General features: G+C 71.0%; 24 protein-coding genes. 8 read left to right on the top strand and 16 right to left on the bottom strand.

Annotated features, from left to right (window positions below; genetic code table 11):
• Positions 1–4 precede the first annotated feature (4 nt).
• The 4 genes from ABZ906_RS04345 to ABZ906_RS04330 are packed head-to-tail and all read right to left on the bottom strand — an operon-like array spanning position 5 to position 4362.
• Entirely contained in the window at positions 5–784 is a 780-nt protein-coding gene (locus tag ABZ906_RS04345) for a CDP-alcohol phosphatidyltransferase family protein (protein WP_361185440.1), read from the bottom strand.
• Positions 762–1826 carry an iron-containing alcohol dehydrogenase family protein gene (locus ABZ906_RS04340; RefSeq protein WP_361185437.1) on the bottom strand — a complete coding sequence of 355 codons (1065 nt, stop codon included), beginning with the start codon at positions 1824–1826 and terminating at the stop codon, positions 762–764. The genes ABZ906_RS04345 and ABZ906_RS04340 overlap by 23 nt, the downstream gene beginning before the upstream one ends.
• A complete protein-coding gene (locus ABZ906_RS04335) occupies positions 1814–2551 on the bottom strand; it encodes a phosphocholine cytidylyltransferase family protein (RefSeq protein WP_190080615.1) in 738 nt (245 codons plus the stop codon). The genes ABZ906_RS04340 and ABZ906_RS04335 overlap by 13 nt, the downstream gene beginning before the upstream one ends.
• Positions 2548–4362 (bottom strand): DUF5941 domain-containing protein, encoded by a 1815-nt coding sequence (locus tag ABZ906_RS04330; RefSeq protein ID WP_361186071.1) that lies wholly within the window; start codon positions 4360–4362, stop codon positions 2548–2550. Before ABZ906_RS04330 ends, ABZ906_RS04335 begins: the two co-directional genes overlap by 4 nt.
• Positions 4363–4618: 256 nt before the next feature.
• Here ABZ906_RS04330 and galE point away from each other — a divergent pair, with 256 nt between their 5' ends.
• The 3 genes from galE (at position 4619) to idi (ending at position 7388) form a co-directional block, all read left to right on the top strand.
• Complete coding sequence (gene galE / locus ABZ906_RS04325; RefSeq protein ID WP_361185434.1) at positions 4619–5602, top strand: UDP-glucose 4-epimerase GalE; 984 nt, start codon at positions 4619–4621, stop codon at positions 5600–5602.
• A gap of 165 nt (positions 5603–5767) precedes the next feature.
• Positions 5768–6697: a cation diffusion facilitator family transporter gene (locus tag ABZ906_RS04320; protein ID WP_361377146.1), complete on the top strand. Its 930-nt coding sequence runs from the start codon at positions 5768–5770 to the stop codon at positions 6695–6697.
• A gap of 97 nt (positions 6698–6794) precedes the next feature.
• Positions 6795–7388, top strand: a complete 594-nt coding sequence (idi, locus tag ABZ906_RS04315; protein WP_361377143.1) for an isopentenyl-diphosphate Delta-isomerase — start codon at positions 6795–6797, stop codon at positions 7386–7388.
• A gap of 1 nt (position 7389) precedes the next feature.
• On the opposite strand, the gene ABZ906_RS04310 is transcribed toward idi, so the two are convergent.
• Together ABZ906_RS04310 and ABZ906_RS04305 are read right to left on the bottom strand one after the other, a co-directional pair.
• The gene (locus tag ABZ906_RS04310) at positions 7390–7881 is read right to left on the bottom strand and encodes an ATP-binding protein (protein ID WP_361186068.1); all 492 of its coding nucleotides are present in this window, start codon (positions 7879–7881) and stop codon (positions 7390–7392) included.
• 167 nt (positions 7882–8048) lie between these two features.
• Positions 8049–8732, bottom strand: coding sequence for a DUF308 domain-containing protein (locus ABZ906_RS04305; protein ID WP_361377140.1), 684 nt, complete (start codon positions 8730–8732; stop codon positions 8049–8051).
• A 93-nt stretch (positions 8733–8825) separates the two neighbouring features.
• On the opposite strand from ABZ906_RS04305, the gene ABZ906_RS04300 reads away from it, so the two are divergent.
• Positions 8826–9587: an enoyl-CoA hydratase-related protein gene (locus ABZ906_RS04300; RefSeq protein WP_361377137.1), complete on the top strand. Its 762-nt coding sequence runs from the start codon at positions 8826–8828 to the stop codon at positions 9585–9587.
• Here the strand turns inward: ABZ906_RS04300 and ABZ906_RS04295 are convergent.
• Both ABZ906_RS04295 and ABZ906_RS04290 read right to left on the bottom strand, forming a co-directional pair.
• Complete coding sequence (locus ABZ906_RS04295) at positions 9577–10209, bottom strand: DJ-1/PfpI family protein (RefSeq protein ID WP_361377134.1); 633 nt, start codon at positions 10207–10209, stop codon at positions 9577–9579. The genes ABZ906_RS04300 and ABZ906_RS04295 overlap by 11 nt on opposite strands.
• 8 nt (positions 10210–10217) lie before the next feature.
• Positions 10218–11228: a GlxA family transcriptional regulator gene (locus ABZ906_RS04290; protein ID WP_361377131.1), complete on the bottom strand. Its 1011-nt coding sequence runs from the start codon at positions 11226–11228 to the stop codon at positions 10218–10220.
• Between the two features lie 148 nt (positions 11229–11376).
• On the opposite strand from ABZ906_RS04290, the gene ABZ906_RS04285 reads away from it, so the two are divergent.
• The 3 genes from ABZ906_RS04285 to ABZ906_RS04275 all read left to right on the top strand — a co-directional run bounded on the left by ABZ906_RS04285 (position 11377) and on the right by ABZ906_RS04275 (position 15024).
• Positions 11377–12267, top strand: a complete 891-nt coding sequence (locus tag ABZ906_RS04285) for a hypothetical protein (protein WP_361185416.1) — start codon at positions 11377–11379, stop codon at positions 12265–12267.
• Positions 12268–12420: 153 nt separating this feature from the next.
• Entirely contained in the window at positions 12421–12564 is a 144-nt protein-coding gene (locus ABZ906_RS04280) for an LPFR motif small protein (protein WP_361377128.1), read from the top strand.
• Positions 12565–12627: 63 nt separating this feature from the next.
• Positions 12628–15024, top strand: coding sequence for a Tex family protein (locus ABZ906_RS04275; RefSeq protein WP_361377125.1), 2397 nt, complete (start codon positions 12628–12630; stop codon positions 15022–15024).
• Positions 15025–15079: 55 nt separating this feature from the next.
• On the opposite strand, the gene ABZ906_RS04270 is transcribed toward ABZ906_RS04275, so the two are convergent.
• The 5 genes from ABZ906_RS04270 to ABZ906_RS04250 form a co-directional block, all read right to left on the bottom strand.
• Positions 15080–16723, bottom strand: coding sequence for an ABC-F family ATP-binding cassette domain-containing protein (locus ABZ906_RS04270; protein ID WP_361377122.1), 1644 nt, complete (start codon positions 16721–16723; stop codon positions 15080–15082).
• A gap of 75 nt (positions 16724–16798) precedes the next feature.
• Positions 16799–17830 (bottom strand): oxidoreductase, encoded by a 1032-nt coding sequence (locus ABZ906_RS04265; protein ID WP_361377119.1) that lies wholly within the window; start codon positions 17828–17830, stop codon positions 16799–16801.
• 266 nt (positions 17831–18096) lie between these two features.
• The gene (locus tag ABZ906_RS04260; protein WP_361186066.1) at positions 18097–19761 is read right to left on the bottom strand and encodes a BCCT family transporter; all 1665 of its coding nucleotides are present in this window, start codon (positions 19759–19761) and stop codon (positions 18097–18099) included.
• A 133-nt stretch (positions 19762–19894) separates the two neighbouring features.
• Complete coding sequence (locus ABZ906_RS04255) at positions 19895–21172, bottom strand: M14 family metallocarboxypeptidase (RefSeq protein WP_361378077.1); 1278 nt, start codon at positions 21170–21172, stop codon at positions 19895–19897.
• Positions 21173–21189: 17 nt separating this feature from the next.
• The gene (locus tag ABZ906_RS04250; RefSeq protein WP_361377116.1) at positions 21190–23160 is read right to left on the bottom strand and encodes a Xaa-Pro dipeptidyl-peptidase; all 1971 of its coding nucleotides are present in this window, start codon (positions 23158–23160) and stop codon (positions 21190–21192) included.
• Positions 23161–23355: 195 nt separating this feature from the next.
• On the opposite strand from ABZ906_RS04250, the gene ABZ906_RS04245 reads away from it, so the two are divergent.
• Positions 23356–24861 (top strand): M1 family metallopeptidase, encoded by a 1506-nt coding sequence (locus ABZ906_RS04245; protein ID WP_361377114.1) that lies wholly within the window; start codon positions 23356–23358, stop codon positions 24859–24861.
• 159 nt (positions 24862–25020) lie between these two features.
• Here ABZ906_RS04245 and ABZ906_RS04240 read toward each other — a convergent pair whose 3' ends face one another.
• From ABZ906_RS04240 to ABZ906_RS04230, 3 genes are all read right to left on the bottom strand, one after another.
• Positions 25021–25821: an alpha/beta hydrolase gene (locus ABZ906_RS04240; RefSeq protein WP_361377111.1), complete on the bottom strand. Its 801-nt coding sequence runs from the start codon at positions 25819–25821 to the stop codon at positions 25021–25023.
• Positions 25822–25901: 80 nt separating this feature from the next.
• A complete protein-coding gene (locus ABZ906_RS04235; protein WP_361185393.1) occupies positions 25902–26378 on the bottom strand; it encodes a hypothetical protein in 477 nt (158 codons plus the stop codon).
• Positions 26379–26479: 101 nt separating this feature from the next.
• Positions 26480–26959, bottom strand: coding sequence for a macro domain-containing protein (locus tag ABZ906_RS04230; protein ID WP_361377108.1), 480 nt, complete (start codon positions 26957–26959; stop codon positions 26480–26482).
• Positions 26960–26979: the final 20 nt, after the last annotated feature.

Raw genomic sequence — 26979 nt, 5'->3', positions numbered from 1 at the left:
GCACTCACTTGAGCCTGCTCGAGGCGAGGATGGACACGAGGTGCAGCAGCGTCTGGAGCAGTGCGATACCGGCGAGTACGGCGACACCGAGCCGCGAGAAGAACAGGTCGCCCCGCACCTGGTCCACGATCGCGAGGACCAGGATCAGGAGGGACGCCTCGATGCCGAGGACGAGCCGGTGGAACTTCAGGGCGCCCGCCGCCCTGCGGGCCAGGGCCATGCCGGAGGAGCGCGGCTCGGAGGCCGACTCCTTGACCGGTGCGAGGCCCTGCTGGTGCCGGGCGACACCGACGAGGTCGGTCTCCGCCTTGATCAGGATGGCGCCGAGCGCGGCGAGCGTGCCGAGGAAGGCCCACAGCCAGTCGATCCGGCCCGAGCCCCACAGGTCGGCGGCGCGCAGGCCGAAGCCGACCAGGACCGCGGCGTCGCACAGGTAGGCGGCGACCCGGTCGAGGTAGACGCCCGCCATGGAGTACTGCTTGCGCCAGCGGGCGATCTCGCCGTCGACGCAGTCGAGCAGGAGATACAGCTGGACCATGATCACGCCGAGCACGGCGCCCGTGATCCCCGGCACCAGAAGCGCCGGGGCGGCGAGGGCGCCGGCCACGGTCATCAGATACGTGAGCTGGTTGGGCGTGATCCTGGTGTTCACCAGGTAGCGGTCGCAGCGCAGCGAGATCTCTCGCATGTACAGGCGTCCCGCCCAGTGCTCACCGCTGCGCCGGTCCTTCACCCCTATGGGGTGAACGACGGGGCGGAGTTCAGCTACCGATGGCCTTGGCATAGTCGGCGTATGCGTCCTTGATCTGGTCGGAATTCAGATTGAGGTGCTCGAGGATCGTGTAGCGCCCGGGGCGCGTCTGCGGGGCGTACTCCACGACCTGGACGAACTCGTCCACGGTGAAGCCGATCTCCTCCGGCGTCACGGGCAGACCGTGCCTGCGCAGCACCTCCACCATGTACGCGGACTCCTCGTGTGCTCCGCGCAGGAACATCGCGAAGGCCGCGCCCAGGCCGCACTGCTCGCCGTGGCTCGCCGCGCGCTTGGGGAAGAGGAGGTCGAAGGCGTGGTTGATCTCGTGGCAGGCGCCGGACGCCGGGCGGGAGTCGCCCGACACGGACATCGCGATGCCGGTGAGGACCAGACCCTCGGCGAGGACCTGCAGGAAGCCGTCGTCGCCGACGCCGCCGGGGTGACGCAGGACCGCCTCGCCCGCCTGGCGCGCCATGGCGGCCGCGAGGCCGTCGATGTCCTCGCCGCGTTCACGGGCGGCGAGCTCCCAGTCCGCGATCGCGGAGATGTTGGACAGGGCGTCGCCGATGCCCGAGCGCACGAACCGTACGGGGGCCTCGCGGATCACGTCGAGGTCGATGACGACCGCGATGGGGTTCGGCACTCCGTACGAGCCGCGGCCCGCGTCGTTGTCGAGCGTGGCGACCGGCGAGCACAGGCCGTCGTGCGACAGGTTCGTCGCGACGGCGACCAGCGGCGCGCCGACCCGCGCCGCGGCGAACTTGGCGCAGTCGATGATCTTGCCACCGCCGAGGCCGACGACCGCGTCGTAGCGGCCCTTCTTGATGGCGTCGGCGAGCTTGATGGCGTCGTCGAGCGTGCCGCCGCCCACCTCGAACCACTCGGCGGTGGGCAGCTGCGGTTCGAGCCGCTGGCGCAGGACCGCGCCGGAGCCGCCGCTGATGGCGACGGCGAGCTTGCCGGTTGACGAGCAGATCCGCTGGTCGGCCAGGACCCCGGCCAGGTCGTTGAGCGCCCCCGGCCGGATGTCCACGACGACCGGCGAGGGGATGAGCCTCGTCAGTACTGGCACGCGATCTCCCGGCCCTTGGCGAGGTCGTCGTGGTTGTCGATCTCGACCCACTTGACGTCGCCGATCGGCTCCACGTCGACCTTGAAGCCGCGGTTGACGAGCTCCTGGTAGCCGTCCTCGTAGTACAGGTCGGGGTCGCGCTCGAAGGTGGCCTTCAGGGCGTCGGCCAGCTGCTCGGCGGCGTCGCCCTCGATGAGCGTGACACCGATGTACTCACCGGTGGCCGTTGCCGGGTCCATCAGCTTGGTGATCTTCTGGACGCCCTTCTCGGGGTCCACGATGACCTTCATCTCCTCGTCGGCGAGGTTCTTCACCGTGTCGAGGGCGAGGATGATCTTCTTGCCGTCGCCGCGGGCGGCGAGCAGCGTCTTCTCGACGGAGACCGGGTGCACGGTGTCGCCGTTGGCGAGGATCACCGTGTGCTTGATCGCGTCACGACCGCACCAGAGGGAGTAGGCGTTGTTCCACTCCTCGGCCTTGTCGTTGTCGATCAGCGTGAGCTTGAGGCCGTACTTCTCCTCGAGCGCCGCCTTGCGGTCGTAGACCGCCTCCTTGCGGTAACCGACGATGATCGCCACCTCGGTGAGACCGATCTCCGCGAAGTTGCCGAGGGTCAGGTCGAGGATGGTGGTGTCACCGTCGACCGGCACCAGGGCCTTGGGAAGCGTGTCGGTGTAGGGGCGAAGACGCCGTCCGGCGCCGGCCGCCAGCACAAGGCCGATCATGCGGGTTCTCCTTCATCGTGTACGGCGGGTGCGCCGCGCTTGTGAGCGGTCACCCAGTAGCGGATGCTCTCGACGAGCACCACAAGTGCCACAGCCCCGGCGAGTGCCGTGAGCGCGACGGTGAAATCTGTGCCGGTGAACAGAGCGGCGGCGACAGCGACCACCAGGGCCCTGCCTTCGTGGCCGACGATCGCCCGCACCAGCCAGTGCGGAGGGGCGCCGGCGTCGCCGCGGATGCGGTACACCGTGTCGTAGTGATGGTAGGCGACGGCGGACACCAGTCCGAAAGCCGCGGGCAGGGCGCCGTTCACGTCCGCCTTGGCGGCGAGCAGCAGGATCGTGCCGTACTCGGCCGCGCGGAAGAACGGCGGCACCAGCCAGTCGAGGGGGCCCTTGAGGGGGCGGGCGACGGCCAGACCCGAAGTGATGACGTAGATCACCGCGGCGACGACGACCCACGGGCTGCCGTAGGACGTGAGGCCCGCCACGCAGGCGAGCACCGCGCCGCCGGCGAAGGCGAGGGCTGGTGCGGGCACGGGCAGGCCGCCGGGCCGCAGGGCCGCGAAGGCGGAGGCGAGCGGGCCGGTGTCGGCGAGGTCCGCCAGGGCCTGTGCGGCGCGGTCGGTGCGGGTCGCCCTGCGGGTCAGCGAGCGCAGGACGCGGCCCGCCGTGGTGTAGCAGGCGGCGAGGCCGCAGCCGACGAGCAGGACGATCAGAGTGATGCGCGGGGTGGTCACCGCGGTGAGCACGGCGATCAGGGCCCAGCGTTCGCCGATCGGCAGCACGATCATGCGGCGCAGCCAGACCGTCCAGCCGACGCTGTCGAGCTTGTCCGAGAGGGCCGCGGTGGGGCTGGTGTTGGCGGTCGCGTCGTGATTCGCCTCGTTGAAGGAGAAGTCCACGACGTGCCGGGAGGTCTGCAGGACCATGGCGCCGAGCGCGAGCGCCCAGACGTCGTCGCCCGTGGCGTTGGCCGCGCCGAGCGCCAGGCCCGCGTAGTAGGCGTACTCCTTGGCGCGGTCGAAGGTCGCGTCGAGCCAGGCGCCGAGCGTCGAGTACTGCAGGGAGTAGCGGGCGAGCTGCCCGTCCGTGCAGTCCAGGACGAAGGAGAAGAGCAGCAGCAGCCCTGCCGCCACGAAGCCGGCGCGGGTGCCGGTGGCCGCGCAGCCCGCCGCGATCAGGGCGACGAGCAGCGAGGCGGTGGTGACCTGGTTGGGGGTCAGGCCCCGGCGCGCGCACCAGCGGGCGATGTAGCGGGAGTAGGGGGAGATGCAGTACGTCGTGAAGAAGCCGTCCCGCGACTTGACGGCGGTGCGCAGGCGTACGGCTTCGTCGTCCACGGCGGCGACGGCCTGGCGTGCCTCGTTGCGGGCCTGCGGGTCGCTGGGCACGGTGGCGACGAGGGTGCCGAGGTCGGGGCGGTGCAGCGCGCGGCCGCCGGCCTCGATCGCCTCGGCGACGTGGTCGGCGAGCGCCTCGACCGCGAGGGCGGAGCCGCCGCCGTTGCCGGAGCCGGTGGTGGCGCCGAGCGCGCGCGTCAGGTCGGCCCTGGCCTCGGGCTTGGCGGTGACGGCGCCGGTGACGGCCGATGCCGCGAAGCGCGGGTCGGTGAGGCCGAGGCGGAGCGCGTGGACGTGGCCCACGAAGCGCGCGTCGACGATCGCGACCCGCTGCCCGGCCGGGACGGCGGCGAGCAGCGTCTCGGTGTCCGCCGCGTCGGAGGCGACCCGGACGTCAAACCCCAGGGACCGCAGATCGCCTTCGAGCGGCGACCCGGGGACCGGCTGACCGGTCAGGATGGCGGTCGACAGACGAACTCACTCCTTGATTGCCGGCGCGGCTCGCGCCGGGCAGGTGCGTGATGAGGGGCGCCCCTGGCCGACAGGGCCGGGCGGCACGTCGGCAGAGGCTATCGGATGATGGGAAGCAGGCGTTCACCGCCCGTTTACGGCCCGATAAGCGCGACCCGGGAGGGCATCCGCCGACGCGATCATCATGGTCGATCGGGGGCGGCCCCCACAAACCGCGCTTCGTGCGACCGGCACAAACGACATAAAGTCGACGCCCATGACATGGATGATCACAGGTGGAGCGGGTTATATCGGGGCACATGTGGCGCGGGCGATGGCCGGTGCCGGTGAGCGGGTCGTCGTTCTGGACGACGTCTCGGCCGGGGTGCCCGAGCGGCTTCCGGCGGACATCCCACTCATTAGGGGCTCTTCGCTCGACGGTGACCTGCTGCGGCGGGTCTTCGCCGAGCACGGCGTGACGGGTGTGGTGCATCTCGCGGCCCGCAAGCAGGTCGGCGAGTCCGTGGAGCAGCCGCTGCGCTACTACCGGGAGAACGTGGGCGGCCTGGTGACGCTGCTCGAAGCGGTGGCCGAGGCCGGCATCAAGCGGTTCGTCTTCTCCTCCTCGGCCGCGGTGTACGGGAACCCGCCGGACGTGGACCTGGTGACGGAGTCCACCGACTGCGTCCCGATCAACCCCTACGGCGAGACGAAGCTCGCCGGGGAGTGGCTGGTGCGGGCCGCCGGGCGGGCGCACGGCATCGCGACGGTGTGCCTGCGCTACTTCAACGTGGCGGGCGCCGCGGCTCCCGAACTCGCGGACACCGGGGTCTACAACGTGATCCCGATGGTCTTCGACCGGCTCACCCGCGGCGAGTCCCCGCGGATCTTCGGCGACGACCACCCGACGCCGGACGGCACGTGCGTGCGCGACTACATCCACGTCGCCGACCTCGCCGACGCGCACCTCGCGGCGGCACGCCGCGTCGAGGCGCACCCCGAGGGCGACCTGACGGTGAACATCGGCCGGGGCGAGGGTGTTTCCGTACGCGAACTGATCACCCTCATCGGCGAGATCTCCGGCGACAGCAGGCCTGCGCTCGTCGAGCCGCGCCGCGAGGGCGACGCGCCGCGCGCCGTCGCCGACGCGGGCCTCGCCGCCGAGGCGCTGGGCTGGAAGGCGCGGCGCACGGTACGCGAGATGGTCGAATCCGCGTGGGCCGGCTGGTGCCTCCACCATCCCGAGGCGCGCCGCGGCTAGCGACGCCAGCGCTCTGACCTGCGGTCATTTCCGCAGGTCAGAGCATATGACAACGGTATTCAGTGCCGTGTTGCCGGGTACCCCCTCCCCGTAGTTCACTGTGATCGCGACAGACGCGCGACCGGGGAACAGAAGACCGATACCGAGCACACGGAGGCGGCTTCCATGGGGGCAGGGCACGACCACGGACACGCACATCAGCCGGGCACCGCGACGGCGGCGTACCGGGGGCGGCTGCGTATCGCGCTCGGAATCACCGTCACCGTCATGGTGGTCGAGATCGTCGGCGGCATCATGGCGGATTCGCTCGCGCTCATCGCGGATGCGACGCACATGGCGACGGACGCCCTCGGTCTGGGCATGGCGCTGCTCGCGATCCAGTTCGCGAGCCGCCCGGCGACGGAGAACCGCACGTTCGGGTACGCCCGCGCGGAGATCCTGGCCGCGCTCGCCAACTGTCTGCTGCTGCTCGGCGTCGGCGGCTACGTCCTGTTCGAGGCGATCCAGCGGTTCATCACGCCCGCCGAGACCGAGGGCGGGCTGACCATCGTCTTCGGCGTCGTCGGCCTGGTGGCGAACATGATCTCGCTCTCGCTCCTGATGCGCGGCCAGCAGGACAGCCTGAACGTGCGCGGCGCGTTCCTGGAGGTCATGGCCGACGCGCTGGGCTCCCTGGCCGTGATCGTGGCGGCGGTGCTCATCCTGACGACCGGCTGGCAGGCCGCGGACCCGATCGCCTCCCTCGTCATCGGCCTCATGATCGTCCCGCGTACGGTGAAGCTCCTCCGGGAGACCCTGAACGTGCTCCTGGAGTCCGCGCCGAAGGGCGTCGACATGGCCGAGGTCCGCTCGCACATACTGGATCTGCCGGGCGTCGAGGACGTCCACGACCTGCACGCCTGGACCATCACTTCGGGTATGCCGGTCCTGTCCGCACATGTGGTCGTCAGCACCGAGACGCTGAACGCGATCGGCAACGAGAAGATGCTGCACGAACTGCAGGGCTGCCTGGGCGACCACTTCGACGTCGAGCACTGCACGTTCCAACTGGAGCCGGTAGGCCACGCGGAACACGAGGCGAAGCTCTGCCACTGACCGTCCACCGCTGCGGGTGACTTCCGGTGGTTCCTTGCCGGGAGGGGCCCTCGCGTACGGCAGACTTGAAGCTCGAAGACCGAAGCGAAGGATGGGTATGCCGACCACACCTGCCACCGCGACGAACAGCTCGTCGAACGGCACCGGAGAAGCGATCTTGCTGGAACTCGTCGACGAGGACGGCAGGACGATCGGCACAGTGGAGAAACTCTCCGCGCATCAGGCGCCCGGGCAGTTGCACCGGGCGTTCTCCGTTTTCCTCTTCGACGAGCAGGGACGGCTGCTGCTGCAGCAGCGCGCCCTCGGCAAGTACCACTCCCCCGGCGTCTGGTCGAACACCTGCTGCGGACACCCGTATCCGGGCGAGGCGCCGTTCGCGGCCGCCGCGCGCCGGACATACGAGGAGCTGGGTGTCTCGCCCTCGCTGCTCGCGGAGGCGGGCACGGTGCGCTACAACCACCCGGACCCGGACTCGGGCCTGGTGGAGCAGGAGTTCAACCACCTCTTCGTGGGGATGGTCCAGTCGCCGCTGCGGCCCGACGCCGACGAGGTCGGCGAGACCGCCTTCGTGACGGCCGGGGAGCTGGCGGAGCGGCACGCCGAGGGTCCGTTCTCGGCGTGGTTCATGACGGTCCTGGACGCGGCGCGGCCCGCGATCCGGGAGCTGACGGGGCCCTCCGCCGGCTGGTGAGTCAACTCCTGGCCGGGGTGGAGCCGTTGGGCTTCAGGGGCAGGGCCGCCCAGATGATCTTTCCCCCGCTCGCGGTGTGTTCGACGTCGCAGGCCCCGCCCGCCTCCTGCGTGATCTCGCGCACGAGGAGAAGCCCGCGGCCGCCGGTCTGGCCGTGGTCGGCCACCAGGGCGGTCGGGCGGTAGGGATGGTCGTCCTCCACGGAGACCCGCACCCACTCGGCGCCCACCGCCACCTCCACGGCCAGCATGGGCGACAGCAGGGCCGCGTGCCGCACCGCGTTGGTGACCAGTTCCGAGACGATCAGGAGCAGGCCCTGCACGAGGTCGTCCGACGCGGGCACGCCCTGCCGGGCGAGCAGGTCGCGTACCGCGTGCCGCGCCTGGGGCACCGAGGCGTCGACGGCGGCGGCGGTGAACCGCCACACGCCCTCGTACGGCACTTTCCCGGTCTCCTGAGGGAGTGGGCCCGGCCCCCTCCCCTCGTCGTCCATCGTCCGGTCGCCGCCCTTGCGCTCGATTGTCACCACACGAAGAGTGTTGGGAACGCACTGGTCCGGACCGCATGACTGACCAGAAGTCAGCTCTTATCGACGGCATTTGATCACGGACGTCCGACCGCGTCAGCCCTAAGACAGTTCCTGTTTCCTCGGCTTCGCTTTCATGCCTTCTTCGGGTTGTACGGGTTGTCAGGTCGCTCCGGCCGGTCGGCCACCATGCTGACGATGCGGCGTCCTCCGAGGCCCGTGGCGAGCAGGCCGAGGCCGTCGAAGAGCAGCGCGAGCGAGAAGAAGCAACCGATCACGTACTGACTGCTGCTCGGCCAGTTCGAGAGCACCAGGATGCCGAGCAGCAGACCGAAGGCACCCTGCACGAGCGTCCAGCCGAACTGCGGGCCGCGCACCACCAGGCTGCCCACCAGGCGGAAGACGCCACCGGTCAGGAACAGCAGCGCCGCGAACATCGTCAGCGCCTCCGCCGCCACTTCCGGCCTGCGGATGATCACGACACCGGCGGCGAGGTTCAGGGCCGCCACGACGACGCCGAGCCAGAAAAAGTTCGTGCCGCGCGACTGCACCGCGTGCAGCAGTCCGACGAAGCCGCCGATCAGGAGCAGCCAGCCGAAGAGGAGCATGGAGGTCAGCGTGGCGACGCCCGCGTAGACGAGGCCCACGATCCCCGCGAGCGCCAGGATCGCACCGAGGAGAGCGAGCCAGCCGAGGCTGCGGTTGAGCTGCTTGGCGCCCGCGGCGTCCGGCGCGGCGGGCTTCGAGGTCCCGGCGGTGTCCGAGGACTCGGGGGTCTTGGGGGACTCGGGGGTCTTGGAGCTCTTGAATAGGGCCATCAGCGTCTCCGTCCTGCTTCCCCCGCTGCGCAGAGTTCTCAGGGCCGCCCCTTCTTGATCGTACGTTCGAGGCGTGCGGATAGCATCCGGCGCATGGAGCCGCAGCTGAGGCACGCCGTCACCCTGGGTGTCGCCACCGTCGTCATCGACCATCCGGCCAAGCGCAACGCCATGACGGCGGACATGTGGCGGCAGGTTCCGCCGCTGCTCGCCGGGCTCGCCGCCGACCCGGCCGTACGGACGGTCGTGCTGACCGGCGAGGGCGCGACCTTCTGCGCGGGGGCCGACATCTCCTCGCTGCGGCAGTCGCCGGGCGAGGCGCAGGACCTGGCGGTGCGGGCCGAGGAGGCGCTCGCGCTCTTCCCGAAGCCGACGCTCGCCGCGGTGCGCGGCTACTGCGTGGGCGGGGGCAGCCAGCTCGCGGCGGCCTGCGATCTGCGGTTCGCGGACGAGGGCGCCCTGTTCGGGATCACTCCGGCGAAGCTCGGCATCGTCTACCCCTCCTCGTCGACGCGGCGCCTGGTGTCGCTGGTGGGGCCCGCCACCGCCAAGTACTTGTTGTTCTCCGGCGAGCTGATCGACGCGGGGCGCGCGCTGCGCACGGGGCTGGTGGACGAGGTGCTGCCCGCGGGCGAGCTGGACAAGCGGGTCGCGGATTTCACCCGGATCCTCGCCGTGCGTTCGCAGCTGACGCAGGCGGCGGCCAAGGAATTCGCCGCGGGGCGCGTGGACCGGGACGCCCACTGGGGCGCACAGGCGCGCGCGGGCGGCGACACCGCCGAGGGGGTCGCCGCCTTCCTGGAGCGCCGTGAGCCGCGCTTCACGTGGACGCCCGGGGCGGTCGCTACTGACTGAAGCGGCTCCCCGCGCGGAACTGCTCGACCAGGTGCGCGGGCGCCTTCTGCGGGGACCCGGCGTCGTAGGGCGGCTGGGGGTCGTACTCGGTCAGGAGCTGTACGGCCCGGGCCCGCTCCTCGCCCGCGATCCGGCCGATCAGGGTGAGCCCCATGTCGATGCCGGAGGAGACTCCGGCCGCCGTGACGTACTTGCCGTCGAACACCACCCGCTCCCCCGTCGGCTCCGCGCCGAACCGCCCGAGTTCGGCGAGCGCGAGCCAGTGCGAGGTGGCGCGGCGGCCCTTGAGCAGCCCGGCGGCCGCGAGCAGGAGCGATCCGGTGCACACGGACGTGGTCCAGGTGCTGGTGGCGTCCGCCGAGCGCAGCCAGTCCAGGAGCGTCTCGTTCGCCATCTGGTCGCTCTGGCCGGGCCCGCCGGGGACGACGATGACGTCGGGGCTCGGCACGTCGGCCAGGGCGCGGTCGGCGACGAGCGCGAGGGAGCCGCTGTCGTTGCGCACGGGCCCGGGGCGCTCCGCCACGAAGACGGTCTCGACGCCGGGCATGCGGCTGAGGGTCTCGTACGGGCCGACCGCGTCCAGGGCCGTGAAGCGGTCGAACAAGGCGATGGCGATCTGCATGGGGGTGCCTATCCGTTGAGGGCGGGTGCCGGCCGGTGTGCGAGAGGGGCGCTGGGGGCGAGGGGGGCGTGGAAGCGCCGCCGGTACTCGGCGGGCGCCGTGCCGAGGATCTTGACGAAGGCCCGGCGCATCGCCTCCGGGGTGCCGTAGCCGCAGGCGCGCGAGATCTCCTCGACCCCGTCGGAGGTGTCCTCCAGGAGGCGTCTGGCATGCTCGACGCGCACCCGCTCGACGTACTTGCCCGGCGTCATCCCGGTCTCCGTCTGGAACGCGCGGGCGAAGTGCCGGGGAGAGAGCCGGGCACGGGCGGCGAGCGACTCGACGCAGAGGTCGTCGTCCGGGTGCTCGGTGATCCACTGCTGGACCTCGCGCAGGGGCTCGCGCCGGGCGGTCTGCGCGGCGAGCTGGGCGCTGAACTGCGCCTGGTTCCCCGGCCGCCGCAGGAAGACGACGAGATGGCGGGCGACCGTCAGCGCCTCGTCCCTGCTCAGGTCCTCCTCCACGAGGGCAAGGGCCAGGTCGATGCCCGCGGTCACACCCGCGGACGTCGCGACATGACCGTCCCGGACGAAGATCGGATCGGGGTCGACCTCGACGGCGGGGTGGTCGCGGGCGAGCTTGCCGCAGAACGCCCAGTGCGTCGTCGCCCGGCGGCCGTCCAGGAGGCCCGCTTCGGCGAGGAGGATGGCGCCGGTGCAGACCGAGACCAGGCGCCGCGCGTGCGGGGCGTTCTCACGGAGCCAGGCGATCAGGCGCGGGTCGGCTTCGCGGGTGCCCAGGCCGCCGGGGGCCAGGAGGGTGTGCGGCACGGGGGCGTCGGCGAGGGAGGAGTCCGGTACGAGGGTGAGTCCGCTGGAGGTGCGTACGGGGGCGCCGTCCAGGGACGCGGTGCGGATGCGGTAGGCGGGCTCGTCGCCGCCCCGGCAGGCGGCGGCGCCCGCGAAGACCTCCACGGGCCCCGTCACGTCGAGGCTCTGCACCCCGTCGAAGAGGACGACCAGAACGGTTCGCTGCTCCATGCCCCGATTCTTGGCGCCGTGCCCGATGACCGCAATGACACATGGCCCACCTTTCCTGCCAAAGGCAGCGCACGCCCCTGACGGGATGGCCCGTCCGCGCGGGCGCCCCGGGCTTCACCTCATACCAACCAGTCGGTAACGTGCGTCCATGACTTCTCTCTCGCCCCCCACCCCGGCCCCGGCACTGCACCCGCGCGCGGGACGTCGATGTCACAACGTGCTCAATTCGCTTCACTCGACGCACTACTTCTCGCCCGATACGGGCCGCGAGCTGACCGACATCGGGATCTCGCACCCCAAGGCCGTCAATTTCGCCGTGCGCACGGCGGCGATGGGCCCGGTCGGCGCCGGAGTGGTCACGGCGGCGTTCTACAACTACAAGCACGAAGCAGTCGCCCGGCACGTCCCCGGCATCTGGCGCCTCGCCTCGCCCGAGGACGTCCTCGCCGCACGCGCGCGTGCCGTCGACGCGACGCTGCGGCGCCTCCTGGGCGAGGAAGCCCTCGCGTCCCCGGAGATGGCGGAGGCGGCGGAGCTCGCCCTGCGCGCCGCCGAGGCCTGCTCCCGCTCCGCACGCCCGCTGTACGCCGCCCACGCGGACCTGCCCGTCCCCGAGCAACCGCACCTCGCGCTCTGGCACGCCGCGACCCTGCTGCGCGAGCACCGGGGCGACGGCCACCTCACGGTCCTCCAGCACGCCGAACTCGACGGCATCGAGGCCCTGGTGAGCCACACCGCGACCGGCAAGGGCATGCGGCCGAAGTGGAACTTCTCCACCCGCGGCTGGAACCAGGAGGAGTGGGACGCCGCCGTACAGCGCCTGCACGCCCGCGGACTGCACGACGGGGTGGCCGAGTTGACGGAAGCGGGCGTCGAGCTGCGCCGGGACATCGAAGAGGCCACCGACCGCCTCGACCGGGCGCCGTACGAACACCTGGGCGCCGCGGGCGTCGAGCGCCTGACCGAGCTGGGGACGGTGTTCGCGGGCGCCGCACTGCAGGCCGGGGCGTTCCCGGCGGATCTGCTCGGCAAGGAGTAGGCGGGACCGCTCCGGGGCTCGGCCCGACCGGCAAGGTGCCGGGGCACGACCGGCGAAGTCCCGGAGCATGACCCGCGCGATCCGAGGTACCCGTACCGTCTCCGGCCCCCGCACACCTGCGTGCCGGACCGGGCGACGAAAGGGGGAAAACCCGTGCTCGGTGCGATCGCGGATGTCCTGCGCACGATCGGCACGGCGCTCGCTCTCCTGGTGACCTGGCCCTTCCGCGCCCTGGCCCGCCTCTTCGGCGGAGGCTCACGCTCCGGAGGCCGATCGGCGCGGGCACGCCGGGTCTGATCCCCCCGCTGTCGGTGCCACCTGCCACAATTGCCCGGCAACCCCAGTGAGAAGGCGGGAAACGTGGCACCTCTGCAGACGTCCACTCCAGCATCGATCGAAGGCAGGATCGCCGAAGAACTCGGCGTACGGGAGCGGCAGGTGAAGGCCGCCGTCGACCTCCTCGACGGCGGCTCGACGGTGCCCTTCATCGCTCGCTACCGCAAGGAAGCGACCGAGATGCTCGACGACGCGCAGCTGCGCACGCTCGAGGAGCGCCTGCGCTATCTGCGGGAGCTCGAGGAGCGGCGCGCCGCGATCCTGGAATCGGTGCGCGAGCAGGGCAAGCTCACCGACGAGCTGGAAGCGCAGATCCGCGCGGCGGACACCAAGGCGCGGCTCGAGGACATCTACCTGCCGTTCAAGCCCAAGCGCCGCACGAAGGCGCAGATCGCCCGCGAGGCGGGTCTCGAACCGCTGGCCGACGGCCTGCTCGGCGACCCGTCGGTGGAACCGCTCGCCGCCGCCACGGCCTTCGTCGACGCCGACAAGGGCGTCGCCGAGCCGCAGGCCGCCCTGGACGGCGCCCGCGCGATCCTCGCCGAGCGGTTCTCCGAGGACGCCGACCTGATCGGCGAGCTGCGCGAGCGCATGTGGGTGCGCGGTCGCCTCGCCGCGAAGGTCCGCGACGGCAAGGAGGAGGCGGGCGCCAAGTTCGCCGACTACTTCGACTTCGCCGAGCCCTTCAAGGAGCTGCCCTCGCACCGCATCCTCGCGATGCTGCGCGGCGAGAAGGAGGACGTCCTCGACCTCGTCCTCGAGCCGGAGGAGGCCACGGAAGGTCCTTCCTCGTACGAGGCGACGGTCGCCCACCGCTTCGGCGTCCAGGACCGCGGCCGTCCGGCGGACAAGTGGCTGCAGGACACGGTGCGCTGGTCCTGGCGGACCCGCATCCTGGTGCACCTGGGGATCGACCTGCGCCTGCGCCTGCGTACGGCCGCCGAGGACGAGGCCGTGCGGGTCTTCGCGTCGAACCTGCGCGACCTGCTGCTCGCCGCACCGGCGGGCACGCGCGCGACGCTGGGCCTCGACCCCGGTTTCCGTACGGGCGTGAAGGTCGCCGTGGTCGACGCGACCGGCAAGGTCGTCGCCACCGACGTCATCAACCCGCACGTCCCGGCGAACAAGTGGGACCAGTCCCTGGCCACCCTCGCGAAGCTCGCCAAGGAGCACGCGGTCGACCTGATCGCGATCGGGAACGGCACGGCGTCGCGCGAGACGGACAAGCTCGCCGGTGAACTGATCACGAAGCACCCGGAGTTGAACCTCACGAAGGTGATGGTCTCCGAGGCGGGCGCCTCGGTGTACTCCGCTTCGGCCTTCGCCTCGCAGGAGCTGCCCGACATGGACGTGTCGCTGCGCGGCGCCGTGTCCATCGCCCGGCGGCTCCAGGACCCGCTCGCCGAGCTGGTGAAGATCGACCCGAAGTCCATCGGCGTCGGCCAGTACCAGCACGACCTCTCCGAGGTGAAGCTGTCCCGCTCCCTCGACGCGGTCGTCGAGGACTGTGTGAACGGCGTGGGCGTGGACGTGAACACCGCGTCCGCCCCGCTGCTCGCCCGGGTCTCCGGCATCGGCGCCGGACTCGCCGAGAACATCGTGTCGCACCGCGACGCGAACGGCCCCTTCTCGTCCCGCAAGGGCCTCAAGGACGTGGCACGGCTCGGCCCCAAGGCGTACGAGCAGTGCGCGGGCTTCCTGCGCATCCGCGGCGGCGACGACCCGCTCGACGCCTCCGCCGTGCACCCCGAGGCCTATCCGGTGGTGCGCAAGATGGCGAAGAAGACGGGCGGCGAGGTCGCCTCGCTCGTCGGCGACACGGCGACGCTGCGCTCCCTGCGGCCGGACGAGTTCGTGGACGAGTCCTTCGGTCTGCCCACGGTGACCGACATCCTCAAGGAGCTGGAGAAGCCCGGGCGCGACCCGCGTCCCGCCTTCAAGACGGCGACGTTCAAGGACGGCGTCGAGAAGATCTCCGACCTCGCGGGCGGGATGGTCCTCGAAGGCGTCGTCACGAACGTCGCGGCGTTCGGCGCCTTCGTGGACATCGGCGTCCACCAGGACGGGCTCGTGCATGTCTCCGCGATGTCCAAGACGTTCGTCAAGGACCCGCGGGACGTGGTGAAGCCGGGCGACATCGTCAAGGTGAAGGTGATGGACGTCGACATTCCGCGCAAGCGGATCTCGCTGACGCTGCGCCTGGACGACGAGGCGAACGCCGCGGGCGGCGAGCAGCAGGGGCGCGGCGGTCGCCCGCCGCAGCAGCGGGGGCAGCGGCCCCCGCGCCAGCAGGGCGGCCAGGGCCGGGGCGGTCAGGGCAAGGGCGGCCAGCGGCAGCAGCGGCAGGGCCCGCCGCCCGCCAACGACGCGATGGCCGACGCGCTGCGCAGGGCCGGACTCCTGGACCCCAAGCAGCGCTGAGCCGGACCGGCCCCGGGAGCGAGAGCCGGGCCCCTCTGCGGAGCGACGGCGGAGGTCAGGGTGACAGCTCGGTCACCTTGCCCTCCGCCACCTCCAGACGGCGCGTGACCCGTACGGCGTCCAGCATCCTGCGGTCGTGCGTCACCAGCAGGAGCGTGCCCTCGTACGCGTCGAGGGCCGACTCCAGCTGTTCGATCGCCGGCAGGTCGAGGTGGTTCGTCGGCTCGTCGAGGACCAGGAGGTTGACGCCCCGGCCCTGGAGCAGCGCGAGGCCCGCGCGGGTGCGTTCGCCCGGCGAGAGCGTGGCCGCGGGGCGCAGGACGTGGGCGGCCTTCAGGCCGAACTTGGCGAGCAGGGTGCGCACGTCGGCCGGTTCGGTGTCGGGCACGGCCGCGCAGAACGCGTCCAGGAGCGACTCCGGGCCGTGGAACAGCGCGCGGGCCTGGTCCACCTCGCCGACGAGCACCCCCGAGCCGAGGGCCGCGTGCCCCGCGTCCGTGGGGATGCGGGTCAGCAGGGTGCCGAGCAGGGTCGACTTGCCCGAGCCGTTCGCGCCGGTGATCGCCACCCGGTCCGCCCAGTCGAGCTGGAGCGTCACGGGGCCGAGCGTGAATTCGCCGCGGTGCACCTCGGCGTCGCGCAGGGTGGCCACGACGCTGCCGGAGCGCGGCGCGGAGGCGATCTCCATGCGCAGCTCCCACTCCTTGCGGGGCTCCTCGACGACGTCGAGCCGCTCGATCATGCGCTGCGTCTGGCGTGCCTTGGCGGCCTGCTTCTCGCTGGCCTCGCTGCGGAAGTTCCGGCCGATCTTGTCGTTGTCGCCCGCCTTGCGGCGGGCGTTCTTGACGCCCTTGTCCATCCAGCCGCGCTGCATCTGGGCGCGGCCCTCCAGGGCGGACTTCTTGTCGGCGTACTCCTCGAACTCGTCGCGGGCGTGGCGGCGCGCGACGTCACGCTCCTCCAGATAGGCCTCGTAGCCGCCGCCGTAGAGGTTGATCTGCTGCTGGGCCAGGTCGAGTTCGAGGACCTTGGTGACGGTGCGGGTGAGGAACTCGCGGTCGTGGCTGACGACCACCGTGCCGGCGCGCAGTCCCCGTACGAAGCTCTCCAGGCGTTCGAGGCCCGCCAGGTCGAGGTCGTTGGTGGGCTCGTCCAGGAGGAACACGTCGTAGCGGGAGAGGAGCAGCGAGGCGAGGCCCGCGCGGGCGGCCTGGCCGCCGGAGAGCGAGGTCATCGGCTGGTCGAGGCTGATGTCGAGGCCCAGGGACGCCGCGACCTCGTCGGCCCGCTCGTCCAGGTCGGCGCCGCCGAGCGCCAGCCAGCGCTCCAGGCTCAGCGCGTACGCGTCGTCCGCGCCCGGTGTGCCGTCGACCAGGCCTTGTGTGGCCTCGTCCATGGTCCGCTGGGCTTCCTCGACGCCGGTGCGCCGGGCCAGGAAGCTGCGGACGGACTCGCCGGGGCGGCGCTCTGGCTCCTGCGGCAGGTGGCCCACGGCGGCGGTGGGCGGCGAGAGGCGCAGTTCGCCGCTCTCCGGGGTGTCGAGGCCCGCGAGGAGGCGGAGCAGGGTCGACTTGCCGGCGCCGTTGGCGCCGACCAGGCCGATGACGTCGCCGGGGGCGACGACCAGCTCCAGGGCGGAGAACAGGGAGCGGTCGCCGTGGCCGGCGGCGAGATTCTTGGCGACGAGGGTTGCGGTCATCAGGGGGTCGAGTTTAGGCGAGGCGGCGGCCCGCTCCGGCGGCAGCACGGGCGGGCGGTGCCGCCCTGTCACCGGCTAGCGCACTATCGCGGCCACCAGGACGCTGTCCGTCGTCCGTGCCACCACGAACGAGTCCCCCTTCGTGGCCTTCGCGTCCAGCGTGACGCGGTGCTCCCCCGGTTCCAGGACGCCGTCGAAGACCTCATGGACCTGGGTGCGCGAGAGCCGGTCGAGGCGGTACGCGATGAGCTGGACCCGGCAGGTCGAGGTGATCTCGACGTCCGCCGTGCCGTCCACCGCCCCGAGCCGCATCAGGCGGCGCTGCTCCAGCGGGCTGGGGTCCAGGGCGTCCTCGATCTGCGCGACCAGGAGCGGGATGATCGGGGCCAGCCCGTCGACGTACGCAATCTGGATGCCCGCCGCGTCGAACGAGGCCCGCACTCCTTCGCGGGTCGCCGCGGACACGGCGCGCCCGAAGACCACCGCTCCGTACGTCCGCAGCTCGTCCGGCGGCACGCCCGCCGCGTCCGCGGCGATCTCGGCGCCGATGCCGATCGTGCGCAGCGCCGCCGCGAGCTTGGCCAGGACGGCGACGCGGGCGCCGATCAGGAGCACCCTGCGCCGCGCCGTCGGCTCCCCGCGGGCCAGCAACTGCCCGAGGGCGTCGCGGTATTCGGCGCCGTCGAAGCGGAAGGGCCCTATGCCGTGGTAGCCGTTGAGTTGCAGGTCGGCCCGGTCGGCCGTCTGCCAGGCGAAGTCCCGCCATACGTAGCTGTCGGTGCCGTCCGGTGCCCGCTCGATGACCGCCGTGACGGCCCCGCACTCCAGGCCCTCGCACTCGGGACAGCCGTAGATGACGTGCCGGTCGTCGCTCAGGGGTGCTTCGGCCTCCAGGAGCAGTCCGCGCACATGGTGGGTGAATATCGCGGGTGGTACGTCGGAGGCCAGTGGGGAGACGGCGTCGAGGTCGGAGAGGTGGAACAGCAGCGGGCGCCCGTTCACGATGAAGTCGAGGAAATCCCGGTGGACTTGATATTCACCGTTGGCGAGAACTCCACCGGCGCGCATGGCCGGTGCCAGACCGAAGGTCGCGTACTCGGCAGACATGGTGTGAGTATCCCCACCCGGGGGCTGATGTGAGCACGGCATGAGCCATTCCGCTACGTTCCGGGTCGGATGGGGCATATGACGGCGCTGCGATGACAGCCCGTCGGCCTCAAATGCCCGTCATATGGCCGGGTTTGGGGGCGCTCCGGAGTCGGGCGGGCGTACGCACGGTCGATGGCGTACACAAGCGGTGTCCGGCTGGACGATACGCGCAGGAGGCGGCCGCCTCGCGGACGAGGCGGCCGCCTCCTGAAAGCGGAGAGGACTCAGACCTTGGTGGCCCCGGTGTCCTCCTCTTCCCCGTTCTCCGCCGGACCGATACGGATCTCGAAGTCACCGTCGTACTGCTCGTGGCCCGCGATCACGGCCTTCTCGACGGCCTCCGTGCCGTGCTCGCCCCGGACGATCAGCGGGTCGTGGCGCAGGTCGCGCATGAGCGCCACACACATCCCGATCATCACGAGGACGAACGGCGCGGCGACGAGGATCGTCAGATTCTGCAGGCCCGTGAGGGCGTTGCCCGATCCGTCGCCGATGAGCAGCATGATCGCCGCCACGGCACCGGTCACGACACCCCAGAAGACGACCACGAGCTTGCCGGGTTCGAGCGCGCCCTTCTGGGAGAGCGTGCCCATGACGATCGACGCCGCGTCGGCGCCCGAGACGAAGAAGATGCCCACGAGGATCATCACGAGCAGGCTCGTCGCGGTGGCGATGGGGTACTCGTGCAGCAGGCCGAAGAGCTGGCCCTCGGCGGTCGACTCGTCGGCGAGGCCGCCGCCCTCGGCCACCTTCATCGCGCTGCTGCCGAAGACGGCGAACCAGATGAGGCTGACGGTGCTCGGCACCAGGATGACGCCGCCGACAAACTGCCGGATCGTGCGGCCCCGGCTGATCCGGGCGATGAACATGCCCACGAAGGGCGTCCAGGAGATCCACCAGGCCCAGTAGAAGACCGTCCAGCTGCCCAGCCAGTCCGAGACGCCCTTGCCGCTCGACGCCTCGGTGCGCCCGACGAGCTGGGGCAGATCACCGAGGTAGGAGCCGATGGAGGTCGGCAGCATGTCGAGGACGATGACGGTCGGGCCCGCGATGAAGACGAACACCACGAGCAGCAGCGCGAGCACCATGTTGATGTTGGAAAGCCACTGCACCCCCTTCTCCACACCGGAGATGGCGGAGGCCACGAACGCCACGGTCAGGACGGCGATGATGGCCACAAGGAGGCTGGTGGGAACGTCACTGCTCCAGTCGAGCACCTCGAAGCCACTGCCGATCTGCAGCGCGCCGAGCCCGAGCGACGCCGCCGATCCGAAGAGCGTCGCGAAGATGGCGATGATGTCGATGACCCTGCCCCAGGCGCCGTTCGCGCGCTTCTCGCCCATGAGCGGCGTGAAGACGGCGCTGATGGTCTGCCTGCGTCCGCGCCGGAAGGTGCTGTACGCGATGGCGAGACCCACGACCGCGTAGATCGCCCACGGGTGGAGCGTCCAGTGGAAGAGGGTGGTGGACATCGCCGTTTCCATCTTCGCCGCGGAGTCGGCGGGATCGGTGCCCGGCGGTGGCTTCATGTAGTGGGCGAGCGGCTCGCTCACGCCGTAGAACATCAGGCCGATGCCCATACCGGCGCTGAACATCATCGCGACCCAGGAGACGGTGCGGAACTCGGGCTCCTCGCCCTCCTCGCCCAGGGTGATCTTTCCGTACCGGCTGACGGCGAGCCAGAGCGCGAAGACCACGAAGCCGCTCGCCGCCAGCATGAAGGCCCAGCCACCGTTGTGGATGAGGCCGTTGAGCATCTTCGTGGAGGTGCTCTCCAGCGAGTCCGTGGCGACGCCGCCCCAGACCACGAAGGCCAGGGTCAGCACGGCGGTCACGCCGAACACGATGCGGTCGGTCTGGGGATGGCTGCCGCCGTGGGCGGCATGCATCAGATGCCCGTCCCCTCCCCCGCCGTCCGCTTTCTGTTGGTCTTGCGTCACAAGTACACCTCTCACGGTTTCGCATTCGTACAAACTCTGTGGTCCGCTACCCAGTACCACATGTGACGCACCTATCAACCACTCAACAGTTGGTGTCGGGTGAACCTGTGACGAGGTGGTAGGCGGCGCGCTCGTCGAGGAGCAGCGGCACGAGCGCCCTGGCGGACTGCCTCATCGGTACGTAGGCGGCCTTTCCGTCCCTTCTGACCTTGACTCCGTGCAGGGCCAGTTCGTCCTTGATGCCGCCGTACTGGGCGGCGTCGAGCCGGTAGCCGCAGGGCGGGTCCTGGATCACCTCGGAGGGCTCGGCCGGGTCGTTGTCCGCGCCGCCGACATAGACGGGGCCGCGGTCGCGGAAGCCTTCGGCGCGGGCCGCTCCGGTGGCCGCCTCCAGTTGGCCGCGCCGCTCGTCGGCGTAGGCGAACAGGCCGCCGAGCGCGGAGAGTTGGGACGTCACCCGGCGCCGGTTGTTCAGCGCCTCGTCCTTCTTCTCGGCGTCGGTGAGGGGGTCGACGCGGCTCTCGATGAGCAGGCCCGCCGCGTGCTTGATGCCGGAGACGTTGCGCAGGATGCGTTCCTGGCCGTCGCCCGCCGTCTGCTTGACGGGATCGCCGGTCACGGGATCGGTCCAGATTCCGTACGTTCCTGTCGTGTATCCCGACTTATTGGCCGCGGGCCTGACATACGCCTCGGACAGGGTCCGCGCCTCGTCGTGCACCGCCTCGTCGGTGTTGAGGTTGCGCGGCCACAGGTCGAAGAGGTCCTTGTCGTAGTACTCGGGAGTTGCTCCGTACTCGTGCAGGTCGTAGATGGAGTCGGGCTGCCGGTCGCGGATGACGGCGGCCATGGCGCGGGCTTCGGCGGTCTTCAGCGAGATGTGGTCGCGGTTGATGTCCACGCCGTCGGAGTTGCCGCGGGTGTCGGCGGCGCGGCCGTCCGGGTTGGCGGTGGGGACGACGAGGAGCGTGGTGCGGGAGAGGAACGTGCGGGTCTTCTTGTCCTTCGCATACGCCAGGTCGCGGATCGTCGACAGACACGCCTCGCGGCCCGAGGGCTCGTCGCCGTGCTGGCTGCAGATCAGCAACACCGTGTTCTTCGAGGGGCGTTCGCCGATGCGGACCAGCTGGACGGGCCGGTTCTGCTTGGTGGTGCCGATGCGGGAGACGGAGACCCGGTCGGTCGACTTGTCGATGGCCGCGAGGAGGGCCTGTTCTTCCGGCTGACTGGTCCAGCGCGCCCCGTCGGTCTCCTCGAATCCGGTGCGCGGCGGGGTCGGCGTCGCCTGCGCGGGCGCGGTCACCAGGGGTGCGGCGAGCGCGGCGGTGGCACAGGCGAGCGCCAGGGTGCGGATGCGGGGCATGCGGCCGGTGCGGGGTCTCATGAAGTGCTGCCTCCCGGTACGTGGCGGAACGGACGCGGCGGGGCCACGCCGTCGAGACGGGACTCGCGGGGGGTGACGCTCGCGGGGCTCCCGGAGGTGCGGAACGCGTCGGCGCCGCCGACCAGCGGGACCTTCGCCGACGTACGGGCCAGGTCGATGGCGAGGGTCGGGGTGTCGGCGGGGGGATCGATGAGGTTCTTGTCGGTGCCCGCGACGATCAGCGCGAGGCGGTGGCCCTTGGGCACGACGTGGTCGCTCGCGGCCAGATCGAGGGTGATGGTGTGCTTCTTGCCCGGCGTGAGGGGGCGGCCCTTGTGGTCGTCGGCCCAGTTGCCGAGGTCGGCCCAGCCGCGGCTGAAGACCGTGTGGTCGACGTCGGCGGTCTTCGCCCTCGTCTCCTTGAAGCAGGAGCTGTCGCCGCCGGTGCTCGCGCCCCAGCAGGTGCGTTCGGGGAGCGTGGTGATGCCCTCGCCCGCGCTCGCGTAGTCACGGATGGTGTCGGGGCCGAGGTCGACGAGGACCGCGGAGAGGTGGGCGGTGCGGGTGGTCGGGGTCGCGGTGACGGTGACCTCGGAGGAGCCGGAGAGGCGCAGGTCGCGGCCCAGGGGCTTGCTGATGAACCCGGCCTTGGAGGGGGTGGAGGAGTCGATCTGCGCGGCCCAGTCGGTCTCGCTCAGCTCCGGGTCGTCGGTGAAGGTCTCGCTGCCGGTGCCCGGCCGTGTGCCGAGGGTGCCGACGCCGGGGGAAGTTCCCTTGCCGGGGCGCAGCTTGACGGTGTCGGTGGCGCGCGGGGGCCAGACGCGGTCGGTGGTCCAGCGGTCGGGGGCGCGCTCGATGTCGGCCATCGGCTCGCGGTCGATGCCGTTGTCGTAGCCGAGGAGTTCGTGGTCGAACCAGCGGTGCAGGGTGCGCACCCAGTCGCCGCGGCGGAAGTCGAAGGGGTCGACGTGGCCGGTCTGGCTGAGCCACACCTTGCGCTCGACGCCCGCGTCCGCGAGCGCGTCCCACCACTGGCCGAAGTGCTTCATGCGGACGTTCAGGTCCTGCATGCCGTGTACGGCGAAGACGCTGGCCTTCACCTTGTCGGCGTCCGGTACGTGGTCGCGTTCGCTCCACAGCCGGGTCCAGTCGCCGCTGCGGGGCGCTTCGTCGACAAGTCGCTTCTGTACGGCGGCGCAGCGGGCGCGCGCCTCGGGGCTCTCCACGTAGTCCGAGAGCCACTCGGGGCCGCTGTCGTAGAGCGGGGCGCCCTTGGCGAAGTAGTAGTCGTACCAGGAGGAGATCGCGCCGATCGGGACGATCGTCTTCAGGCCCCGGACGCCGGTGGCGGCCACGCCGTTGGCGATGGTGCCGTCATAGCTCTTGCCGATCATGCCGGTGGCGCCGTTCGTCCAGCCCGCCTCGGCGCTCTTGTCCCCGGTGCGGGTGGTGTAGGCGCGGGCCCGGCCGTTCAGCCAGTCGACGACGGCCTTGGCGGACTGGACGTCGGAGCGGCCCCCGACGTCCACGCAGCCGTCGGAGCGGTTCGTGCCCGCGAGGTCGACGGCGACGAAGCCGTAGCCGCGGGGCACGAAGTAGTTGTCGTAGTAGAGCGGGAACTGGACGGGATTGCCGCCCGCGTCGTACGTCTTCTTCTGGCTCTCGTTGCCGCGCCCGCAGCAGGAGTAGTACGGGCTGGCGTCCATGATCACGGGAATCTTCCGGCCCTGCCGGGCCGGTTCGCGGGGCCGGACGATGTCGACGGCGACGCGGTCGGACTTACCGTCGCCGTCACCGTCGACCTTCGTGTCGACCCAGACGGATTCGCGGATCGCGCTCTCGTACGAGTAGACGGGCTTGCTCTCACGCGGGGCGCCCGGCGTCCCCTGTGCGGTGGCCGGGGCCACGAGCGTGGCAAGGAGGGCGGCGAGCGCCGTCGTCAGCAGTGATCTCCGGATCAAGCGCGTGCGTCGCGCACGTATCGGCATGGCGCGGAAGGTACACCGGTGAACTCCCGCGCGACAGAGGGCAGTAAGCACCGGCGACAGGCTCATGGGGCGTTTTGGCACATGTCGGCCGAATGGCGATCGTGTGACAGGAGCGACCATGGACATGACGCATGGCCGCGGGGCTCAATATGGTCGGACTCATCTACTGAACCGCCCCCACGACTTGGAGTTCCTGTGCACCGCAGACTCATCGCCCCGGGCGCGCTCGCGGCCTCTCTGCTGCTGGCGATCCCGGCATCGGCCGCCGACTTCACGCCCGGAGCACCGGGTATCGGCGATCCCTACTACCCGGCGAGCGGCAACGGCGGCTACGACGTCTCGCATTACGACCTGCGGCTGAAGTACCAGCCGAAGACCGACCTGCTCGAAGGCACGGCGACCATCAACGCCACCACGACGCAGGATCTCTCCCGCTTCAACCTCGACCTCGGCCTGAAGGTCAGCGAGGTGCGCGTCAACGGTAAGAAGGCGGCCTTCAAGAAGTCCGGCGACCAGGAGCTGGAGATCACTCCGGCGGCCGGCCTGCCCAAGGGCACGCCGATCACCGTCGTCGTGCGGTACGCGGGCAAGCCGTCCGAGGTGAAGATCAACGGCTATACGGCGTGGGCGCGTACGCCGGACGGCGGCGTGGCCGCGCAGGAGCCGGAGTCGGCCGCGTGGTGGTACCCGTCCAACGACCACCCGCTCGACAAGGCGACGTACGACGTCTCGGTCTCCGTGCCGGACGGCTCGCAGGCCATCTCCAACGGCGTGCTCCAGTCGCAGAGTTCGAAGCTCGCCTGGACGCGCTTCAACTGGCGCTCCAACAAGCCGCAGGCCAGCTATCTGACGACGCTCGCCGTCGGCAAGTTCGACATCACGACCGACAAGACCGCGGACGGCCTGCCCGTCCTGAACGCCTACAGCAAGGACCTCGGCGACAACGCGGGGGCCGCGCGGGCGAGCATCGAGCGGTCGGCCGAGGTGGCCGAGTGGCTGGAGACGGTCTTCGGCAAGTACCCCTTCAACGCCCTTGGCGGGTACGTCCCGAACGTGACGAGCGGCTTCGCCCTGGAGACGCAGACGCGGCCGTTCTACAGCCCGAAGCAGTTCGCGAACGGGTCCAACGTCTCCGTCGTGGTCCATGAGCTGGCCCACCAGTGGTACGGCGACAGCGTGTCCGTCGACGGCTGGAAGGACATCTGGATCAACGAGGGCTTCGCGCGGTACAGCCAGTGGCTGTGGTCGGAGAAGGAGGGCGAGGGGACGGCGCAGGAGCTCGCGGACTACGTGTACGCCCAGCACCCGGCCGACGATCCCTTCTGGAAGGTCAAGCCGGGCGACCCCGGCCCGGACAACCAGTTCGACCTCGCCGTGTACGACCGCGGGGGTCTTGCCCTGCAGGCGCTGCGCAACGAGATCGGCGAGAAGTCCTTCTCGGCGATTCTGAAGGGGTGGCCGAAGGAGCATGCGTACGGGAACGCGAAGGTGAGTGACTTCGTGAAGTACGCGGAGAAGGTGTCCGGCAGGCCTCTCGCTGCGCTGTTCGATGCGTGGTTGTTCCAGCCGTCGCGTCCGGACGCGCCCGCCGCCAAGGACGCGGGGATCGCCCGGTCCTCGTCCGCTGGTTCGGCTCCGGCTGCGCCGAAGTCCTGGAAGTCCATCGCCGCGACGAACGGCGTCCACGACCACGGTCACTGATCCTGGCCCGCCGCTTCGCGGCGGATGCTCTCCCGCCCACCCACCCGTTTACCCGGCGTCGAGCCGCTGGGAAGGAGGGGTGGGTGGGCGGGGGGAATCAGCGCGTCCGGCGTTTCAGGACGAACTCGGCGGAGCCGGTGATGTGCGGTGCGCCCCCGGTCAGCCCGCCGCCGCGTACGCCCCCAGGATGAGTTCCGTGACGGCGTCCGGCTCGCGCAGAGTCGGGAAGTGGTCGCTGGAGCGCAGCCGCACGAGCCGGCAGCCGGGGATACGGGCCGCCATCTCCTCGTTGCAGCGGACCACCTCGGGGTCGTCGCGCTCCCCCAGGGCCAGGACGCACGGCACGTCGATTTCGCCGAGCCGGTCGAAGGCGAGCGGGTCGGGCACCTGGTGGGGGTGGACCGCGAACCAGGCCGGGATCACCGCCCTGATGAGCGCGTCCGCCGGGTCGTTCCCGGCCCCCGCGGCCGCCGAGGTGCGCTTGACCAGGGCCACGATGCCGTCCATGTCGCCCGCCTCCGCGAGCCGGCCCACCTCGGCCGTGAACTCCGCCATGAGGAAGTCCGGATTGCCGGTGATGCCGGGGACCAGCAGGGCAAGCCCCGCCACCCGGCCCGGGTCACCCAGCGCGAGGCCGATGGCCGTGGTGCCGCCCATGCTCGACGCCGCGAGGAACGCGCGGGCCACGTCGAAGTGGTCAAGGACCGCGGTCAGGTCATCGACGAGCGAGAAGGGCCCGGTGGGGGCGGGAGACCTGCCGTAACCCCGCGCGTCGTAGCGGATGACCCGGCACCGCTCGGTGAGGCGGGGCAGGATTCCGTCCCAGACACGGGAGTCCGCGACGCCGGGATGCAGCAGGACCAGCGGCAGCGCGTCGCCGCCCGTCCTCCCCCGGCCGCCGGGCTCTCCCGAGTCCTCCGCCCAGACCTCGCCGTCCTTGACCGGCACCATGAGTTCCATGGTCCGAGCGTGCCGCGACACCACGCGGGGCGCCAGGCCGGTGGTGCGCCCGGCGCCCCGTGAGACGCGAAAGTGCTCTGCTAGCGGCCGGAACCCGTCGCCGTGGCGACCGGCTCCCCCACGATCCTGCTCGCCAGCTCGGAGGCCAGCTCCGCTACGTGGGAGCGCAGTTCGGCGTCCGCCGCCGCGCGTTCGGCCGCGATCGTGACCTTCCCGTCCGCCAGCGCCTCGTCGCGTTCGCGTACGCCGTCCTCGCGGGCGGCGGCGATCAGGGCGGCCCCTTCTTCCCGGGCCTGCTGGCGCACCTGAGCGGCCTCGCGGCGGGCCTCGGCCAGCGTCGCTTCCTTCACGGCGCGTATCCGCTCGGCGTCGCGGCGCAGCTCCGCCGCCGGTCCGGCGGCTTCCTCAAGGATCTCGGCGCGGACTTCGAGTACGCGGTTGAGGCGCAGGATCATGCGCCTGGCGAAGAAGTAGAGGGGCGCGAACAGCACGGCTCCGACGACCATGTGCTCGACGTCCGGGTTGATGGGCCCTAGCGGCATGGGAATGAGCTGCATGCCGCCGATCTACCCGCTCATACGTGCGGAACAACGCGCACCTGTACGGCAGTTGAGTGATTCCCACCACTCCGCGGCCGCCGCCCCGCCGCAGCCCCGCCTCAGTCCCCGAAGTCGTACACCGTCACCGCGACGCCCCGCTCCACCAGGCGCCGGGCGATCAGCGGCTCGATGCGGGACCACTTTCCGCCCGCGAGACCGCAGCCGATGCGCGGCATGTGCACGGAGGCTTCGAGCTCGACCGCCTTGTCGGCGAGGGCCGCCAGGGCGGTGTCGATGGCTTCGTACCTCACGGGGACGCCCTTGCTGCCCGTACGCATGCCGTGCTGGCCGATCATGTTGGCCACCCATATGTACTGATCGACCTCGACGAACTGGACGGCGCCCAGACCGAAGTCGTTCTTCGCCCGCTCGCGGTGCCACCGGCGGTACGCCGCCTCCGGCTCGGGCCAGCGGCGTGACACCGCCACGACGAAGCCCTTGCCCCAGCCCCCCAGGTCGTTGCAGACATGGGCGATCAGCTTGACGCCCTTGCCGAACGGCGCGGTGGCGTCACCCCGGACATATGAGATCTCCGACATGACGCCACCGTAGACGCAGC

The sequence above is a fragment of the Streptomyces sp. NPDC046925 genome (assembly GCF_040644915.1).
Classification (GTDB): domain Bacteria; phylum Actinomycetota; class Actinomycetes; order Streptomycetales; family Streptomycetaceae; genus Streptomyces.
This window is presented reverse-complemented; position numbering and strand designations above follow the sequence as displayed.

Excerpts from the sequence above, each read along its gene's own strand:
- ABZ906_RS04265 (WP_361377119.1), bottom strand. The coding sequence starts at position 17,830 with ATGTCTGCCGAGTACGCGACCTTCGGTCTGGCACCGGCCATGCGCGCC.
- ABZ906_RS04320 (WP_361377146.1), top strand. The coding sequence starts at position 5,768 with ATGGGGGCAGGGCACGACCACGGACACGCACATCAGCCGGGCACCGCG.
- ABZ906_RS04250 (WP_361377116.1), bottom strand. The coding sequence starts at position 23,160 with ATGCCGATACGTGCGCGACGCACGCGCTTGATCCGGAGATCACTGCTG.
- ABZ906_RS04300 (WP_361377137.1), top strand. The coding sequence starts at position 8,826 with ATGGAGCCGCAGCTGAGGCACGCCGTCACCCTGGGTGTCGCCACCGTC.
- galE (WP_361185434.1), top strand. The coding sequence starts at position 4,619 with ATGACATGGATGATCACAGGTGGAGCGGGTTATATCGGGGCACATGTG.
- ABZ906_RS04285 (WP_361185416.1), top strand. The coding sequence starts at position 11,377 with ATGACTTCTCTCTCGCCCCCCACCCCGGCCCCGGCACTGCACCCGCGC.
- ABZ906_RS04290 (WP_361377131.1), bottom strand. The coding sequence starts at position 11,228 with ATGGAGCAGCGAACCGTTCTGGTCGTCCTCTTCGACGGGGTGCAGAGC.
- ABZ906_RS04235 (WP_361185393.1), bottom strand. The coding sequence starts at position 26,378 with ATGCAGCTCATTCCCATGCCGCTAGGGCCCATCAACCCGGACGTCGAG.
- ABZ906_RS04240 (WP_361377111.1), bottom strand. The coding sequence starts at position 25,821 with ATGGAACTCATGGTGCCGGTCAAGGACGGCGAGGTCTGGGCGGAGGAC.
- ABZ906_RS04295 (WP_361377134.1), bottom strand. The coding sequence starts at position 10,209 with ATGCAGATCGCCATCGCCTTGTTCGACCGCTTCACGGCCCTGGACGCG.
- ABZ906_RS04230 (WP_361377108.1), bottom strand. The coding sequence starts at position 26,959 with ATGTCGGAGATCTCATATGTCCGGGGTGACGCCACCGCGCCGTTCGGC.
- ABZ906_RS04255 (WP_361378077.1), bottom strand. The coding sequence starts at position 21,172 with ATGCCCCGCATCCGCACCCTGGCGCTCGCCTGTGCCACCGCCGCGCTC.
- ABZ906_RS04345 (WP_361185440.1), bottom strand. The coding sequence starts at position 784 with ATGCCAAGGCCATCGGTAGCTGAACTCCGCCCCGTCGTTCACCCCATA.
- ABZ906_RS04260 (WP_361186066.1), bottom strand. The coding sequence starts at position 19,761 with ATGCATGCCGCCCACGGCGGCAGCCATCCCCAGACCGACCGCATCGTG.
- idi (WP_361377143.1), top strand. The coding sequence starts at position 6,795 with ATGCCGACCACACCTGCCACCGCGACGAACAGCTCGTCGAACGGCACC.
- ABZ906_RS04305 (WP_361377140.1), bottom strand. The coding sequence starts at position 8,732 with ATGGCCCTATTCAAGAGCTCCAAGACCCCCGAGTCCCCCAAGACCCCC.
- ABZ906_RS04270 (WP_361377122.1), bottom strand. The coding sequence starts at position 16,723 with ATGACCGCAACCCTCGTCGCCAAGAATCTCGCCGCCGGCCACGGCGAC.
- ABZ906_RS04310 (WP_361186068.1), bottom strand. The coding sequence starts at position 7,881 with ATGGACGACGAGGGGAGGGGGCCGGGCCCACTCCCTCAGGAGACCGGG.
- ABZ906_RS04335 (WP_190080615.1), bottom strand. The coding sequence starts at position 2,551 with ATGATCGGCCTTGTGCTGGCGGCCGGCGCCGGACGGCGTCTTCGCCCC.